Raw genomic sequence first — 16,002 nt, forward strand, 5'->3', positions numbered from 1 at the left:
GAGGTGGCAGGGGCAGTGAGAACAGTCGCGATCTACTCCCTCGGGGGAACGATTGCGATGACGACCGACCCAGACACCGGTGGGGTGGTCCCAGCCCTGTCTGCCCACGACCTCCTCGCCACTGTTCCCGGCCTTGACGCGCTCGGCATCAACCTGCGGGTGCACGATTTCTGCCGGGTACCGGGAGCGTCGCTCACCTTCGAGAACCTCGCCATGCTCAGCGAGGCGATCAACGCGATGCTCGACGAGGGCGAGGTTGACGGCGTCGTGGTCACGCAGGGGACCGACACGATTGAGGAGACCGCTTTCTTCCTTGATCTCTGCCATGCTCACGCGGCCCCCGTCATTGTCACGGGCGCGATGCGCAACCCGACCATGGCAGGACCGGACGGCCCTGGAAACCTGTACGCCGCCGTGGTCGCCGCGGCCGACCCGAGGCTGCGAGAATCCGGCTGTCTCGTCGTCATGGGCGATGAGATCCACGCAGCACGGCACGTCCGCAAGTCCCACACCACCAGCCCAGCCGCATTCACGTCACCGAGCGCCGGCCCGCTCGGCCGCATCGCTGAAGACCGCGTCCACCTCGTCGGCAGGCTGCCTGATCGGCCCGCTCCCATGAAGCCCCTGGCACAAGGCGCCAGGGTCGGCCTCTATACCGTCAGCCTGGGGGACGACGGAGCCCTGCTCGGGCGATGGGACGACGCCTGCGACGGCCTGGTCGTCGCCGCTTTCGGGGTGGGACATGTACCGCAGCAGCTCGTGGACGCGCTGGAGCAACTGGCCACGCGCATTCCCGTAGTCCTGGCTTCACGGATCGGCAGCGGTCCGGTACTGACCCATACGTACGGCTTCGCGGGGTCGGAAACGGACCTCATCAAGCGCGGCCTCATCCCGGCCGGATCCCTCAGCCCTTATCAGGCCAGGCTTCTTCTCCACCAACTGATCGCCCACGGAACAGGGCGCGACGCAATCGCAGCGACCTTCACGACGTTCGCCAACTGACCTCAACAGATCCCAGAAGGGAAGGCGCGTGCGCGCCCACGAACTGACCATCGGCCGAACCTTCGGCGTCACCTTCGATCACGGCGAAGACTTCTTCGACGCCCTCTCCACTTTCTGCCGCGAGCACGGAGTACGCCAGGGATACATCCCCTCATTCATCGGTGCCTTCGCGGAGGCCGAGATCGTAGGGGCCTGCGAAAAGCTCGAGAACCCGGACGCCCCGGTCTGGTCCAAGACCTACGTCACCAACGTCGAGGCGTTCGGCGCTGGCACGCTCGCGCACGATCCGGAGAGTGGCGCCATCCTGCCGCACATCCACGTGTCCGCCGGCCTCAAGGCACAGTCTGCCGACGGCCGCACGAGCCACCTCCTGAGCGCCAAAGTCCAGTTCCTCAGCGAGTTGTTGGTGGTCGAGGTCGTGTCACCGAACATGACCAGGCCGCGCAACCCCCGCCTATATGATGTGCCGCTGCTTACCTTCGACTGAAGACGATAGGCGCATCGAATAGCGTGCCTATGGCTCCCGGCGGGGAGCCCGGTCCATTTGTTGACGACGCACCAGTCGATATCCCGGCTGTTCATTATGAGCCTTCCCTGGCGTATTCGGGATTTGGAATCATGCTCCGGTGGAGATAATTGATTTCGATTCCGGAACGCTCGGCGAGCTGGGTTTGCTTGTGCTGCTCGTCAGTAGTCACACCGGTATCGCCATCACGGGTCGTGACGACTATCGCTGGCCGCTCTTTTGAATCGATAGTTTTGTTCAGGGCAGCCCCCATGAGATCGCGGAACGTGCGTGGGTGGCCCCAGCAGATATAGCGTGTTGCGGCGCCGTTCGTGGCGTAACAATGCATGGGCTTCTCGCCGGTGGAGTCGGGTTTGACACTCCACTCTGGACCGCAGACTGATTTGACGATTTCGTCAGGCCCCCGGAATCGCATGACTGTGTACGGGGAATACTGTCCGAACCCCTCCTGGGCCCGGGCATACTCCTTCATCGCTACGTCTTTGATCCAGACACGCGCCTTTGCCTCTGTCATGAAGGATAGGAGAGTGCCACCCACCTCAGGATCTTCGACCCACTGGCGATACTGATTCGCCTTCTCCGAGTTGCCCAGAAAATCCCAATCCAGTTCGTGAGCTTGTCGATACAGCTCAAGCAGCAGCGTCTCGCGCGTTTCTGGAGGAAGGTGCGAAGCCCCCATGCGATCGATTTTTTCGACTTCTTCAACAGATTCCGGACCGATTGACATGTCTGACGGGTTGGCCTGCGCCAACAGGCCCGTATGCTGCAGCATGAATAGCTGTCGACGTGTGCGAGATCGGAACTCAGTCTGGAGCTCAAGCCTCGGTCCGCGCTGTTCGCCTCTTATCTTTCGCCACCAATCCTCCTTGAGGTCGTTGGTCACGAAGAGTACGTCGCACTGCCTTCGCGACGCTTCGATCAGTAGCTGTTCCCATACCAAGTAGTCGCCCGCCCCAAGATCCCCATCCTTCTCTTGGTCCCGATATCCAGGGGGCTCCTTGGCTTGAGCTCTACGTTTAGCCTCCTTCAACGCGACTGTGTGATCACTCTCGGACATCGGAGGGCCGACCCTACCTGCGAGCACGGTAGAAAGCCTGGAAAGAAGTGCGTCTTGATTGGTGTCTCGGGCGTGCGGGATCGTATCGTTCTCCGCCTGCTCTTGGACCACCTTGCAGACTTTTTCGAATACCGATCTGAAGTGCCCTATGATCTCGTCGCGACGTTCGTCCGGAAGGGCTGAACTCTTGGCCCAGACTGAGATGGCGTCTTTTGCGGTTCGCTCCGCCTTCATCAACAGTGCTTCGGCTTCTCTCGCACTGTCCCTCGGAGTGTTGAGCGTGGACTCGCGGTTCCGCCAGAACTCCACCAATGCCTGATGAGGTACCCAGAACCGCTCGCCCAGGGCCTCCATGATGGCGAGTAGCCCGTCCCGTGTTTCTTCGGTGTATCGGTACAGATTAAGCAAGACGTTGGCGTCGAAGACGACCATGCCGCGCCTCAGTACGCGACGGTAATCATCCGGCGAGGGCGTTCGATACCCTTCGAAGCCGTCAAATAGCCCATATCCGCCACCCACTGAAGTGCCGCCACCTGCTGACGTCATGTGATGTTCCCCTCCCGATACATCTCCGCAGAACGGGCAATAGTGATTAGGCGCCCATGGCAGGTTCTGTGTATTCGGGGTTCGGGATCATGGTGCGGTGAAGATGTGTAATGCTGACAGAGCAGTGCTTTGTGATATCGACTTGGCGTTTGCGGTCAGCGGTAGAGATGTTCTCGCCATCTCGGGTGGCGATTACTATGGCCGGACGCTCCGTTGAACTGATGGCCTCATTGATGGCCGCCCAAACGAGATCACGGAAAGTTCCGGGGCGTCCCCAGCATACGTAGCGAGTAGATTCACCATTGGTGGCGTAACAGTGGTTAGGTTTTTCTCCTATGGAGTCAGGCTTTACCGTCCAGCCGTCTCCGAATGCGGCTTGGACGATTTCACCCGCTCCACGGAACCGGTTTACGGCATAGCGGGTGTAAAGACCGATCCCTTCCTGGGCGCGTGCGTATTCCTTCATGGGCACGTCTTTAATCCAGACTCGTGCGTCTTTCTCGGGGCCGTATGCGAGAAGGACGCCACCCACTTTGGGATCCTCGATCCAGCTACGATACTGAGCGGTCTTCTCGCCGTTGCTCAGGAACTCCCAGTCCAGGTTGTTGGCTTGCCTGTAGATCTCGTACACAAGGCGCTCGCGAACGGCTGCGGGGAGCTGCATGGGCGGCATTTGAGGCGTCACTCCTGGGATGCGAGGGCGGCGGGGAACTGCAAGCGATGTTCGTCGTACGCTGTCTCGAGGCTGGCCGCGTCCTTGATCCACTCGTCCATGAGCGCGGCCACCCGCTGATCGCTGAAGATGATCTTAGATGGGTTGACCTTCGGCAGTGTCTCGATTTCGCCATCGCCGTCCAGGGATCGCTTGAGATTGAGAGCGGCCGCGATGCGGCGGAGGTCACTGACGAAGTCCAGCACGGTGACGCGCTCCTTCCCCTCGCGCAGTCGGAGGCCACGGCCGAGTTGCTGCACGAAAATACGGCGAGAGTGCGTGACTCGGGCGAAGCAGAGGATGTTGACGTCGGGAACGTCTACGCCCTCGTTGAGGATGTCGACCGATGTGAGGATGGGGACTTCACCTGAGCGGAACGCCAGAAGACGGTTCTGACGTTCCCGCTTCGACAGGCCGGCATGGATGGCGGCGGCACCGGACCACAACGGAGAACGGCGCAGCAGATCGGCGAGGCGCTCGGTGTGTTCGATGGTGCGGCAGAAGACGATGGCGCGAGGCTCTTCTGTCTTTGCCCAAGCTGCCGCGAGTTCGTCACGAACAGCCTCGTCTCGCTGGGGGAGGAAGAGTTTGGCGTTGAGCTCAGCGAGGCCGTAGTCGTGATCGCTGGCCTCACGCACGGTATCCCAGTCGACGTCGTCGACGAACAAGCGGTAGTCGACCTGCGCGAGGTAGCCGCGCCGCATGCCTTCTTCGATGCCAAGAGTGAAGCTGGGCTGACCAAGTTGATGAGTGATGTCATGTTTGTCGCCGCGCCATGGGGTCGCTGTAACACCAAGGTGGCGAGACTCGCGCAGGATGCTGAGCAACTCGTCGTACTGACCGTCTTCACCGATGTGGTGGGCCTCGTCGATCAAGACGAAATCTGGGCGGTAGCCGAAGCGTGCGGCTCCCAAAGCTGAACTAACGGTCGCACAAGTGAGCCCGGAGAGTTCGTTGGGTCGGCTGTCTCCTGTGAGGAGGCGTGTGGGTACACCCTTGGGCAGGTGCCGCCAGAGTGCCCTTTCCAACTGTTGGACGAGGTCTTTCGCGTGAGCGACTACGAGAACCTTTCCTTCTGCGGTTCGGCGCAGATGCTCGGCGATCACCTCACCGCCGACGACGGTCTTGCCCAGGCCGGTGGCGAGGATGAGCAGGGCGCGACCGGTCGCGTCGAGATCGGTGTTGATGGCTTCCAGGGCCCCGGTCTGGTAAGGCCGCAGGGTGACCTTTCCGAAGTGGTCAGGCAGGCGATCGAAGCTGGTGGAGAGATCAGTGCCTGCCCAGAGCATGATCTTGGGGCCGAGGCGGGCGAGGTCGTTCGATCGCCGGCGGGCCTCTGGACTGAAGCGGGTGTTGGTGACCACTACGGCGTGGTGCGCGCGGTAGTGGTCACGAGCCCGGGCGATTTCGTCTACAGCCTCGCTACCGACCGCGCCATTTCGTTTCCACTTGCATTGGAGCACCCAAGTCTCGCCCTTGAGCCGGGCCAGAATATCGCCCCCCTGGTCGCCGGAGCCATCGATGTTGGAAACATCCGTGAAGCCCAGATGCCAAAGAAGTCGTTCGATCCGACGGGGGAATTGTAGTGGCCCGACGTCTAGCAGAGAGGCGGCAGTAAGGAACCCTGACACTTGGCACCTATCTACGTGTTGTCAGTAATGAGATCGCGGGAGATCAGACGGCAGCTGATGCGAATCCTGGCCAGTTCTTCCACATCGAGTCGTGGGCGGTGCTGCTCGAGCAGCGCGAGATCGCTCAAGGGGTTGAGTAGACGCTCGACGACGAGTGCTTTCGCTTCAGGGTCACTCAGGGCCACGTATCCACGCTTGAAGACACTGCCATCGAGGAAAGCCTGAGGGGATTCCTGGATGATCCGAATCAGGGCGCTGGCCGGTGTGTAGCGGATAAATTCTCCGTTGGTGAGCGCGTCGTTCCAAGAGAACTCCCCTCCGGACTGGACCGCGAACTTGCGCTCAGCCATGGCTCGTTCGTCTTGTGTAAGCAGTAGCCAATGAATAGCGGGGTTCTCGGATACGGGCGACACCATGGACCCACGTACTTGGTCCAACAAGCGTTCTGATTCCTCTGCCATCGCGGCGGGGGTCAGTCGAGGGCTTCCAGTCTGCGATTTGAGCTGGGCGATGATTTCCGTGAGAGGCATTGAGAGGCTGTTCGCCCGCACACGCATGTACTCCGCCACCTCGACCAGGGCCAAGTCGCGGAGGTCGGCTCCGTTCTCTCTGAAGAGATGGTGTCCGGTGTCGAGGAAGACCTCCAGGCGCGGCGCACGGATCATCGACACGACAACGGGGGCGGCGCGACCATCGTTCGTGACGAGTGCGTGGCCCCGGACCGCCCATGCCGCGAGCTCGATGCGGCCGAGTTCCTCGAGGTAGTAGTCGCCAGCCAAGTCCACGAGAGCCTCGGCGTTCCCGCGGTAGCGCTGGAGCCGTTGGTCCATCGTCTCGACGGGAGCGGCTTCTTCTTCACTCGCTTCACCCGGGGCGGCGGAGGCGGCACTCTGTGGGCTCGCTGACTCCGAAGCGTCCTGGTGGTTGAGGAGATCGGAATCGAAGCCCGGTAGGATTTCGTCGCTCTCAGGTGTCGCTTCCGCCGTTACAGGGTGGTCATGCTGGTAGGCGGCGCGGTACCAGACTTCGTCGTCCTGATAGTCGCGATCGCCCTTCCTCATCAACTCAGCCCATACGAGGGCTTTGTCATGGAGCGCGTTACGGCCGTCCCCTGGAATTAGATAGTTCAATCCAGCGTCTTGGCGGCGGAATCCCGCGTAGAGCAAAGCGAGCGGACTACGGTTTTCCGGAAGACCCAGCCGCTTGGCGATCTTCGGGCGCAGAGGGCTGACCCCGCGGATCTCACGCAACACTTGGCGCCATTCGGCGGTCTCGAACTCGAAGGCCGTCTTCTGATAGTTGGGGGCGACGTGGTCACAGTGGATCTCGCCCACGATGCGGCCCATGGGAGTCTTCGAATCGATTGGATACTCAAGTTCCGGTTCGGCGAGGCTGTCCTCGTCCTGCCAGTAGAAGACTCTCTTGTCCTTGAGTAGGATCTTTCGCCCGTTGCGAAGGAAGTCGACGCCGTAGTCAGTGCGGTGGAGGTATCGCTGAATACCGATCCATCCCCAGATCTTGCGTTCCCGGAGTTCTAGACGGTCTTGACCGCATTCCTCACAAAATTCCGCGTCGGCCGAACTCCAATAGCCGCATACCATGCACGCCTTCTTGGCGCTCAGGTGGTGTTCGATGTGTTGGACGGCGTGGATATCGACGCCTTGGCGGGTGACCGTGCGTTTCTCGTCCCACACGCAAGGAAGGCGAGGCTTCACCTTCTTGCCGTTCAGCGTGAGCAGGAACCCTTTCGCATGGAGTAGGTAGCTGTAAACCTCTCCAAGCTTTTCCCTGATCACGTTTTGTGTCTGCGGGCGGCAGAGAGTCGCGTATTGCTCCTGTTTGAGGTCGCTAATCGTGATCGTGGTGCCGTGCTCGTCCGGGCTGCTCTTGGGCACCGAGCGGTAGGGCGCTTGGTATTGGGCTGAGTCCGCGATCTTCACCAGGTCCAGGGTCACCTCGATCCAATGAGGGTCGCCAGCCCTGCTGGTGCGTACGGTGGTGCGTCGGCCAAGGCGCGCCGTGCTGATGTTGAAGCCCATGCCGAACAGGCCGAGCGATCCGTGTCGACTGTTACTCGTCCAGCCCGCGCTGATGGCGTTGGTCACGGCGTCCAAGCTCATGCCGCGCCCATTGTCCCGCACCGTAATCTCGGCGGTCGCGCGCTGCGAGTTGGCCGGCGGCAGGGAGATGGAGACAGAAGGTCGCTCGCCTGTGTCACCCGCGGCCTGGAACTCGTCGAAGGAATTGTCGATCAGCTCGGCCAGGCACTGCCAGTGCGAGAACTCGATGTCGCCGAGCACCCCGAGGATGCGGGGGTGCGGCGTGACATTGATGTACCGGTCCTGGGTCATGGCCAACCTTCGTCCGTGTCTCGAACCTGCTCCCAACGGGCGGATTCCAGATCTGACCCGCCAGCGGCACGGCGGACATGGCTGGCCCTGGCCGGGCGTGCGTGCTGATCCTTCGCCCCCCCTGGGGCAACCCTAGTAGGTGGCACGGGCGCACGGGGCACGAAGATCATGGTCTCTGCACTCGATGACGGGATCACCCCTTATGTCCGACTACTCCTCAGGTCCGGTGGGCGGTACCCCGTACGGTGGCGATGACGCGCTGAGCCACGTCTCCGGGGGCCTCGTGTTCCCAAGCGCGGATGACGGTCCAGCCCGCTTCTTCGAGGAGCCGCGTGGTCTCGATGTCCCGCCGCTGGTTGTTCTGGAACTTCTCGTTCCAGAACTCGGTGTTCCTGGTGGCTGGCCGATGATGTTCGGGACAGACGTGCCAGAAGCAGCCATCGACGAAGACCACCACCTTTTGTTTGGGGAAGACGACATCCCCACTGCGGCGAAGCCCCTTGATCGGGCGTGCGTTCACGCGGTAGCGCAGACCCTCCCTATGCAGCAACGACCGCAACAGCATCTCCGGCTTGGTGTCCCTGCCTCTATTGCCTCGCATGGACGCGCGTACGGCCGGGGACGACGCCTTCGATCCCTTGGGCAGGGTTTCCTCCGCTAGCAGCCCCATGGCTCGAGCGCGCTCCCAGGCCGCGGCCAGATTGGCCGCGCGGGTAGCGTGTTCGACCTCGCCCAAGTAGACCTCTGGGGACTTGCTCCCGTCGCCCCAGCGCAACGTGGCCCGGATCCGCCGGGTCTTGGCGTAGAGCCTCAATGAGACAGAGGCATGCGCGAACCGTCCATCTCCGAGATCGACCAGACGCTGATGGCTGCCGCCGGCCGCCCGGTCTTGCTCAGCGGATTGGGCCGCGCGTGTCCTTCCCGGCCTTCCTTTCCACGCTCGGTCGGGAGGCGTTTTGTCGTTCCAGGGGTTCTGGGGCGACTTCGCCGTGCCGCTCATGAACCTCCTTCCGCCCTGTCGAGAGCCGCCGCTACGGCGTTGGCGAACACGGCTCCCAGCTTGACCGGGACCGCGTTACCGAGCTGCCGCATCTTCTCTCCTCGAGGGCCTTCCAGCTTCCAGCTGTCGGGAAAGGTCATGACGCGGGCGGTTTCCCGCACGGTCATGTAGCGGTGCTTGTACGTCCAGCCCGTGGGGGATTGGGGATCGCGATACCGCTCGTCGGTCAACATCACGGACTCGCCACCCGGCACACCGTGCACTCCCGCCTTGACGGTCTTCGCCGGACGATCCAGCGCGTTGGGGGTATGGCCCTTGTAGATGCGGGCACCGGGCCAACCGATGTGGTCGGTAACTCCCCCCGCTCGGTACTCTTTGCGGTCCAGCCTGTCCCACGGGATCTTCGGAAGGGATTTGCCTTCGTTCTCATCGATGCCGGCGATCGCGTCGCGGAATGTCCGCCATGGCTGGAACTTCGGGTCTACTTCCAGCTTCTCCTTGGGAAGCCCCGCCATGACTTGATCGCGTACATCGCTGGGGACTGTGGGGTGGCGCCCCCAGTAAGAGTTGTCGATCATGGAGTTGATCAGTGCGTGCTCGTGATGCGTGGGCAACACGTCGTTCTTGAACCGCTCGATATCGACCCCGAGGTCGGCGCGGAAGGCGACGATGATTATGCGGTGCCTGATCTGGGGGACGCCGTAGTCCGCCGCGTTGACCCTCGTCATCACGACTTCGTAGCGTGTGGATGGATCAGAAGCGGGCTTCTCCCGCGCTACCCGCAGGTAGGCGTCGTGCTCCTGCCAGGTGGCGTCCGGGTCACGCAACTCGAACGGCATCTCCATCTCACGCAGGATGTAGTCCAGGTACGGCTTGAATGAGGGGCGCGTGAGCCCCTTGACGTTCTCGCAGATAACGGCCTTGGGCTGGATCTGGCGCATCGCCTTGAACATCTGCGGGAACATGTTCCGCTTGTCCTCGTCCCCCTTCGCGACGCCGCCGAGGCTGAACGGCTGACATGGTGGGCCGCCGGCGAGCACGTCGACCTTGCCGTGCAGGTAGCGCATGTCGAGGTCCTGTACGTCGCCCTCCACGAGGGGCCAGGGCTCCCCCGGTTCGGGGATCGCTTCGCTGTCGCCCCGCGGCTTCGCGCCGTTGGCCTGCAAGGTCTGGCAGGCACGCTTCGCGAATTCGTTGAACAGCAGTGGCCGGAAGCCCGCGCTGTGGACGGCCATCGCCAAGCCGCCCGCGCCAGCGAACAGCTCAACACCGGTACGACTTTTTGACTCTTCCCGCAGCTCAGACATTGTGAAAGCATACCGCGGAAATCGCGATCATCAAGCCTTGATGGGGGAGAAGGTTCCTTTGATCTATGGGTGACTCGGGATGGTTCAGGTGGCGTACGCCTTGACCTGCACTTCGATCCCGTACGGCAGCTGAGGCGAGGCGCCGCCGCAGAGCGCGATGATCCCGTTGTCCTGGTGCTGCGGCACCCCACCCAAGGCGGCATCATGTCCAGCGCGCCGTCGGGGCACCCCGCGGGCCAGAAGGCGCGGACCGCACTCACCCCCGTCCCGCCTCGGTGTTAAGCCAGTGGCAGGAAGGGATGCACGAAAAGCTCGCCCTCGACACTCCCCGCTAAGATCAAAGTCGACTCTGGGACTGGCACGGTGAACCGATCCCATACCTGTTCGGGACGAACCCCTGGGCAGCCTCCCTGTCGTACTCGCCTCCAGCCGCCTTGCTCGGCGCCGGCGCCGCCAATCTCCAGACCTGCGGCCGACTGATCAACTACGACGGGCCCTGGGACCTTCAAGCCGGTGCTGGGCGAACTTCGGTGGCGGTCACCAGCGGTCCGCCGGGTAGACGGTGACGGTTGCGCGCTCCGCGTACGGGGACCGTGGCCGGTCGGCGGCCTCCCGCTCGGCAGCGCGCTGCTCCTCGAATGCGGCGGCCCGCTCCCTGCACTGTTTGCGCCAGGCGGCGGCGCGGCGCTCCATCTCCCATTGGGCTCGGCGCTGCCGCGTGTTGTAGGTCGGGCCTTCCGGCGCAGCGGCCGGTGGAGGCGTGGGCGGAGGTTCGGGCATCGGTGGCTGCCCCCGCATGCCGGACTCCTGCCACCGGTGGCACGCCTCCTCGTGCCGGCGGCGCCGTGCCACCAAGACGAGCTGTTGGTCCCGCGCAGACGGTGCGCGCAGGAACAGGACGGACTCGGCCTTCGGCGGGGGCAGGAGGTCACGCACCCGTGCGACCGCCTGCGTGGCCTTGTCGATCTGGGCGATGGCAGCCTGCGCGGCCTGCTGACGACGACCCATCCCGGGCCCCCTTTCGGCACTTCAAAGAAAGTACGCAGCCGACGAATCGGACACGCGTACATCACTGCTTAAGATTCCACGGCACGCTGCTGACCTGCGTAAACGGGGGCGGGGCCGCACTGCTCTCAGGCGGGCTTGCAGATGCCTTGGGTGACCTCGCACTGGGTGCACCACCAGTACTCCTGGTACGAGCCTTCGCCCTGCACGGGGATCGTGCCGCAGTGCCGGCACGCGGGCGCGGGAGCGAACGCGACCGGGGCCTTTTGGGCGGCCTTTAGCGCGGTCTTTAGATCGCTGATGATCCCGTTGCGAGCGCGGTTGTACGCGACAGGATCGGTTGCCTTGTCCTCAAGCGCGTGGGTGAAGAGGTCCGCCGTGATGGCCTTCTTCAGCGCGGAGGACTCCTCTCGTCGGCCTTTCAGCGTCGCCAGAGGTGGGTCTGGGACGATCTCGGCTTCCTGGATGCCGTCCTCGCTTTGCCCGTCCGTGTTCTGTGTGGTGCCGGTCGTCTGCCGCTCCTGGCCGTCGTCGCCGTAGCGGGCGATCCGGGCCTGCTTGATGGCGGCGGCGGTGAGCTTGGCCTTCTTCTCGGCACATTCGGCGACGACGTCAGCGAGGAAGCGGCGGGTCTCGTCCTCGCCTTGATCACGCAGCACGGGGGCCGTCTCGATGGCCTGCTGGCGGTTCAGCAGCACAGGCTTCGAGGGGGTGTCTGGAATTCCGGACACCACTTCGGCGCCGTCGTCGTTCCTCTGGACAGGCAGGGCCGCGTCCTGCCCGGCTGAAGCTTCAACTTCCGTCCGCTGCCGTGTATTTGGGATTCCAGACATCGCGACCACCATGACCGGGGCCGCCTTCATGATCTCGTAGTAGGTCGGCCGTTTCAGCCCCCATCGCTTCTCGGCATAGTCCTCGATGGTGCCGTACTGCTCGGCATGCAATTTCTCGGAGGCGATCCCGCGCATGGCGGCCGAGACCTCGACATCGAAGCGAATCCTCGCCGCCTGGATGGTCTCCTCCGCCCTGCCCTGGGCCGCGGCGATGGCGGCTTCGTACGCGGCCAGACGCTCGGCCGAGTCGGTCGCCTCGATCTGGGCCGGGTCGATCGGCTGCGGCGCGAAGAAGCCAGCAACGGCGCGGGGCCGCTGTTCGTGCTCGCGTCGGTTCCTCACCGCCAGGTGCCCGCGCCGGGAGGTGTTGAGTGGATCGGCCCGGTTCTCCTCGGCCGCCTTAGCCGGTGTTACCTGATCTCCTTGCAAGGATGGTGGTAATCGCTGGGTGGTGAGCGGTGGCCAGCATGCGCATCGCGGCCAGTATGCCCAGCGCTCTGGCCACCTGTCAGTCGCGTCCGGCGCCCTGGGGCGCGTGTCGCCGCGCTGGTCTCCTGCCCCGTACGCCCGCCGCGCCCGGCGCCGCAGCCCGAGGGCGGTCTCGTCGTCCAGCCCGAGCTGTTCGCTGAGCCGGAGACAGTCCAGCCGTCCCTGTTCGCGGTCTGAGCCTGCGAAACATGCGAATTCTGCGAAATAAGTCCCGTGTAAGCCTGTGACCTGGGCAAACAAGGCCGGGACTCTTCGCTGAGGGCGCGAAAGAACCCGCGAAGAATGTCTGGGCGGCCGAGTGCTGCGCGGAAAGCGCGGGAAGCGCGGTAAAGGCAGCACGCCCGCTGTGACCTGGGACTTCGTGCCGGTGTTTCCGCGCGTCTTCCCACGCACTTACCGAGCGCCCTGGTCAGTCGGCCTGTATCCGCCGCCGGACCAGCCCGGCCACCACGTCCCCGACGGCAGCCCACACTGCACCGGCCAGCACCACGGCGACCGTAGCGAGGGCCCAGCGGACGGGGCTCACCGGCGCTCCCACTCGTACTCGTCGTGCCCGTCCCACACAAGCCCGGCCTCGGCGGCATCGTCCAGGGCGTCGTGTGGCTCGTGCTCGTTGAACTCGCGGACCGCATCAAGGTGTTCCGGCATGCCGCTCATCACGCCGTGGCCAGGTACCGTACCGCGTACGCGATCGAGCACACCCCCAGGATCAGACCTTCCATCTCCAGGTCGGCGGTGTCGCCGTACCGATCCTCACCGGCATCGTTCAGGTGACAGCCGGCGGTGAACGAACCGAGAGAGGCACGCAGCCGGGAAGCGTGTTTGAGCTGGAGGGGGATGTGCAGCAGCTGCTTCTCACTGACCCACACCACCGTGCCGGCGGCTTCTTTGCGGTGCACGACCCGCACCCCCTCCGGCCGACCTGGCGTGTTCCACGTGTAGGTGAGGACCGGCCCCCAACGGGTACGGGCGGTACGCACATCGCGGGCCACCCGGTCGGCGACACTGCGACCCGCGCACGAGGCACACACCCGCACATCGGCCTGGACACCGTCATCGGGCAGCTGGGCGAGGAGACGGACGATGGCAGCAGCGGTGTCGGTGTAGGGGGTGCCGGGGCGGGAGACGTAGGTGCCGCGGACGTCGATGGCGCCCCCGCGGTGGCAGGTGGCGGCCACGATGGCGGTGGGGCGTTTGGTGTCGCCGAGTCCGGCGTCGATGATGTGCCGCTCAGGGGGCGGCTCCCACTGCCCGGCCTCCACCGCGGCCTGGCGGGCCTGGGCAGCGATCAGCTGGGCGGGCGTGATGTGCGGCGTGTGCGGAAAGTTCGGGATGCCCAGGATGCTCACCACGGGGTCTCCTCGATGTCGCAGGTGCGGTTGATGCGGGCCACGGTGGTGGCCCAACGACGTCCGGCCCAGCAGGCGTGCTGCGCGGCGGAGACCAGGTCGTCGTGCTGGGTGGAGCGTCCGTGCTCGTAGCGCATCTTCCCGCCCGGCGTGTTCTTCGCCCGGTAGGCGGCAAGCTCACCAGCGAGACGGTGCGCGGCCGGCAGGGTGGGGTCGATGTGCACGGCCTGCTGCTCGGCATCCACGAGCAGCGTGTGCACCAGGTCGGTCTTGGGCACGGTCAGGTCCGGCCACTGCCCGCCGACCTTCGTGCCGCCGTGCGCGGTGACCGCGAGCACATCCACCACGTCGGCGCAGGCGCGGGCGGTGATAGCGGTGCGCAGCGACTCGACGACCGCACGCCCCACGCCGGTTGCGTCCACGGCGATCAGCACCGGCCAGCCCTTGAGGGCGGCCCGCTCCGTCCGTCTCACCGTCCACGCCGTCAGCTGTTCGTACGGGGTGCCGAGTGGGGCGGTTTCGCAGACCACCGCCCGCCACCGGGGCACGGGGCCGGTGGGGCGGCGTCCGTCGGGCACAATCCCGACCCAGGCCGCGCTGTCGCGGGACTGGCCGACGTCCATGCTGAGGATCAGCAGCCGGGCCATCAGGTGGGCCAGCCCTCATCGCGCTTCGGATCATCCCAGTCCGGGCCGAAAATGTCCGCGGGGAACAGCAGGCGGTCGTTGTCGGTGAACATGCCGTCGATCAACTGCGCCGAGAACACGCCGCCCACCGACCCGACGAAATCACAATCGATCTCCGCCGCCGCCACATGGGCGGGCACCGACGCCCGGTACGCCTCCACCCACTCCGCTGACACCCGGCCCCCGGTGTCCCGCCAGGTCGCCGACCAGCGCCGCCACGCTTCCCCCTCCTGCTCATGAGCCCGGTACCACCAGCCCGTCTGACCCCTTGGCGTGCTGGCCGCCACCAGCGACGAACCCGGGACCGCCGCCAGCATCGGCAACAACACCGCGAAGTACACCTCGTCACCGACCCAAGCACCCTCATCAACCGCCATGAGCCCGGTGGACAGACCCCGCACGCTCCCCGACGCCGGGATCGCGATGATCCGGCCCCGCGATCCCGGCGCCAAATGCAGCATCGTGACCGCGTCCCGGTAGAGCGTCAGCCCCGCCGCCTGAGCGATCTTTTTGCACTTCAGGATCAGCCCGGCGGCCTGAGCGGCGGTCGGCGCCACCACCACAACATCCAACTCCGGCTCCACCAACGCCCTGTACGTGCACGCCACCGCCAACGACAAGCTCTTGCCCGTTTGCCGCCCGCACCTCAACAACCCCCGCAGCCCCACCGGCCCATGCAGCCGCGCCCACACCTCCGCCGATACCCCCGCCACCCCGAGAAACTCCTGCTGCCACACATCCAGCCCCACCCCCGCCCGGGACGCCAGCAACAACGGCGAGGCCCGCACCGCCACCGCATCCAGCAGCCCGGCCACAGCCCTACGCCTCCCCCTGCTCCAGGGCCCGCCGGTCCCGGCGCTCCACCGCCCCGATGAACGCCTCCCGCGCCCCCGGCACCGTACGGAACAGCTCCTCCATCGCCTCGCCCAGCTCCCGCCCAGCCTCCGACTCCAGCAACGCAGCCACCTGCCCACGCCGCCCCACGACCGTGTCCTGCGGAAAGACCCCCGACGTCGCCCATTCCCGGCTCTCCCGCGACGCCATCAAGAACAACTCCGTCGCCCTCGAAGCCGACACCTTCCTGCCCACCGCAGCATCCGGCAGCATCGGCACCAGATTGCGTACCGCCCTCTCCATCCCGTCCTGCACCATCACCGCCGTCCGCAGCACCGCCGCCGACCCGCCGCGCATCGCCATCTGGAACACGTGCGACTGATAGCAGCCCACACGCTCAGCCCACCGGCCCACGCTCGACCACTGCCTCACGGAGCCGTACGGGGCATCCATCTGCGACGCCAGTTCGACCAAAGACCGCTTCGGTCCCATGGCCAGGTACCGCTCGAACCGCGCGTACATCTGCGCGCTCTCGCCCGGCTGCCGCTCCCAGGGCACGGTGTTCTCATCCAGCTCGATGACCTTGTACATCCCAGATCAGAGCCCTTCCAAAACTGGACAGTAGTCCAACTTGTGAAATTTTGTCCCACTGTGGAACAAACTCGTCAACCACC

At 64.7% G+C, this 16,002-nt stretch carries 15 protein-coding genes; 2 read left to right on the plus strand and 13 right to left on the minus strand.

Annotated features, from left to right (window positions below):
• Window positions 1–15: 15 nt before the first annotated feature.
• The gene (locus I5Q34_RS00415; RefSeq protein ID WP_307811625.1) at window positions 16–1,002 is read left to right on the plus strand and encodes an asparaginase; all 987 of its coding nucleotides are present in this window, start codon (window positions 16–18) and stop codon (window positions 1,000–1,002) included.
• Between the two features lie 28 nt (window positions 1,003–1,030).
• Window positions 1,031–1,489, plus strand: coding sequence for a PPC domain-containing DNA-binding protein (locus I5Q34_RS00420; protein ID WP_199890041.1), 459 nt, complete (start codon window positions 1,031–1,033; stop codon window positions 1,487–1,489).
• A gap of 94 nt (window positions 1,490–1,583) precedes the next feature.
• Here the strand turns inward: I5Q34_RS00420 and I5Q34_RS00425 are convergent, their stop codons facing one another.
• The 13 genes from I5Q34_RS00425 to I5Q34_RS00480 form a co-directional block, all read right to left on the minus strand.
• Window positions 1,584–3,017, minus strand: a complete 1,434-nt coding sequence (locus I5Q34_RS00425; protein ID WP_199890042.1) for a PIN domain-containing protein — start codon at window positions 3,015–3,017, stop codon at window positions 1,584–1,586.
• Between the two features lie 160 nt (window positions 3,018–3,177).
• Window positions 3,178–3,804, minus strand: coding sequence for a hypothetical protein (locus tag I5Q34_RS00430; RefSeq protein WP_199890043.1), 627 nt, complete (start codon window positions 3,802–3,804; stop codon window positions 3,178–3,180).
• 8 nt (window positions 3,805–3,812) lie between these two features.
• Entirely contained in the window at window positions 3,813–5,474 is a 1,662-nt protein-coding gene (locus tag I5Q34_RS00435; protein ID WP_199890044.1) for a DEAD/DEAH box helicase, read from the minus strand.
• Window positions 5,475–5,485: 11 nt separating this feature from the next.
• Window positions 5,486–7,825 (minus strand): ATP-binding protein, encoded by a 2,340-nt coding sequence (locus I5Q34_RS00440; protein ID WP_199890045.1) that lies wholly within the window; start codon window positions 7,823–7,825, stop codon window positions 5,486–5,488.
• Between the two features lie 217 nt (window positions 7,826–8,042).
• Entirely contained in the window at window positions 8,043–8,825 is a 783-nt protein-coding gene (locus I5Q34_RS00445) for a very short patch repair endonuclease (RefSeq protein ID WP_199890046.1), read from the minus strand.
• The gene (locus I5Q34_RS00450) at window positions 8,822–10,132 is read right to left on the minus strand and encodes a DNA cytosine methyltransferase (RefSeq protein ID WP_199890047.1); all 1,311 of its coding nucleotides are present in this window, start codon (window positions 10,130–10,132) and stop codon (window positions 8,822–8,824) included. Before I5Q34_RS00450 ends, I5Q34_RS00445 begins: the two co-directional genes overlap by 4 nt.
• Before the next feature lie 537 nt (window positions 10,133–10,669).
• Window positions 10,670–11,140, minus strand: a complete 471-nt coding sequence (locus I5Q34_RS00455; protein WP_199890048.1) for a hypothetical protein — start codon at window positions 11,138–11,140, stop codon at window positions 10,670–10,672.
• Window positions 11,141–11,265: 125 nt separating this feature from the next.
• Window positions 11,266–12,399 carry a hypothetical protein gene (locus I5Q34_RS00460; protein ID WP_199890049.1) on the minus strand — a complete coding sequence of 378 codons (1,134 nt, stop codon included), beginning with the start codon at window positions 12,397–12,399 and terminating at the stop codon, window positions 11,266–11,268.
• A 582-nt stretch (window positions 12,400–12,981) separates the two neighbouring features.
• Complete coding sequence (locus I5Q34_RS35420; RefSeq protein ID WP_267911892.1) at window positions 12,982–13,107, minus strand: hypothetical protein; 126 nt, start codon at window positions 13,105–13,107, stop codon at window positions 12,982–12,984.
• An 8-nt stretch (window positions 13,108–13,115) separates the two neighbouring features.
• Window positions 13,116–13,811, minus strand: a complete 696-nt coding sequence (locus I5Q34_RS00465) for a hypothetical protein (protein WP_199890050.1) — start codon at window positions 13,809–13,811, stop codon at window positions 13,116–13,118.
• On the minus strand, window positions 13,805–14,455 hold the full coding sequence (locus I5Q34_RS00470) for a hypothetical protein (protein ID WP_199890051.1): 651 nt from the start codon (window positions 14,453–14,455) through the stop codon (window positions 13,805–13,807). Before I5Q34_RS00470 ends, I5Q34_RS00465 begins: the two co-directional genes overlap by 7 nt.
• Entirely contained in the window at window positions 14,455–15,309 is an 855-nt protein-coding gene (locus I5Q34_RS00475) for a hypothetical protein (protein ID WP_199890052.1), read from the minus strand. Before I5Q34_RS00475 ends, I5Q34_RS00470 begins: the two co-directional genes overlap by 1 nt.
• Window positions 15,310–15,313: 4 nt before the next feature.
• Window positions 15,314–15,919 (minus strand): hypothetical protein, encoded by a 606-nt coding sequence (locus I5Q34_RS00480; RefSeq protein ID WP_199890053.1) that lies wholly within the window; start codon window positions 15,917–15,919, stop codon window positions 15,314–15,316.
• Window positions 15,920–16,002 lie beyond the last annotated feature (83 nt).

This window comes from Streptomyces sp. AV19, assembly GCF_015999245.1.
GTDB lineage: Bacteria > Actinomycetota > Actinomycetes > Streptomycetales > Streptomycetaceae > Streptomyces.

Coding starts and splice junctions, on each gene's coding strand:
- I5Q34_RS00470 (WP_199890051.1), bottom strand. CDS start 14,455: ATGGCCCGGCTGCTGATCCTCAGCATGGACGTCGGCCAGTCCCGCGAC.
- I5Q34_RS35420 (WP_267911892.1), bottom strand. CDS start 13,107: ATGCCGGAACACCTTGATGCGGTCCGCGAGTTCAACGAGCACGAGCCA.
- I5Q34_RS00480 (WP_199890053.1), bottom strand. CDS start 15,919: ATGTACAAGGTCATCGAGCTGGATGAGAACACCGTGCCCTGGGAGCGG.
- I5Q34_RS00455 (WP_199890048.1), bottom strand. CDS start 11,140: ATGGGTCGTCGTCAGCAGGCCGCGCAGGCTGCCATCGCCCAGATCGAC.
- I5Q34_RS00445 (WP_199890046.1), bottom strand. CDS start 8,825: ATGAGCGGCACGGCGAAGTCGCCCCAGAACCCCTGGAACGACAAAACG.
- I5Q34_RS00450 (WP_199890047.1), bottom strand. CDS start 10,132: ATGTCTGAGCTGCGGGAAGAGTCAAAAAGTCGTACCGGTGTTGAGCTG.
- I5Q34_RS00440 (WP_199890045.1), bottom strand. CDS start 7,825: ATGACCCAGGACCGGTACATCAATGTCACGCCGCACCCCCGCATCCTC.
- I5Q34_RS00425 (WP_199890042.1), bottom strand. CDS start 3,017: ATGGTCGTCTTCGACGCCAACGTCTTGCTTAATCTGTACCGATACACC.
- I5Q34_RS00430 (WP_199890043.1), bottom strand. CDS start 3,804: ATGCCGCCCATGCAGCTCCCCGCAGCCGTTCGCGAGCGCCTTGTGTAC.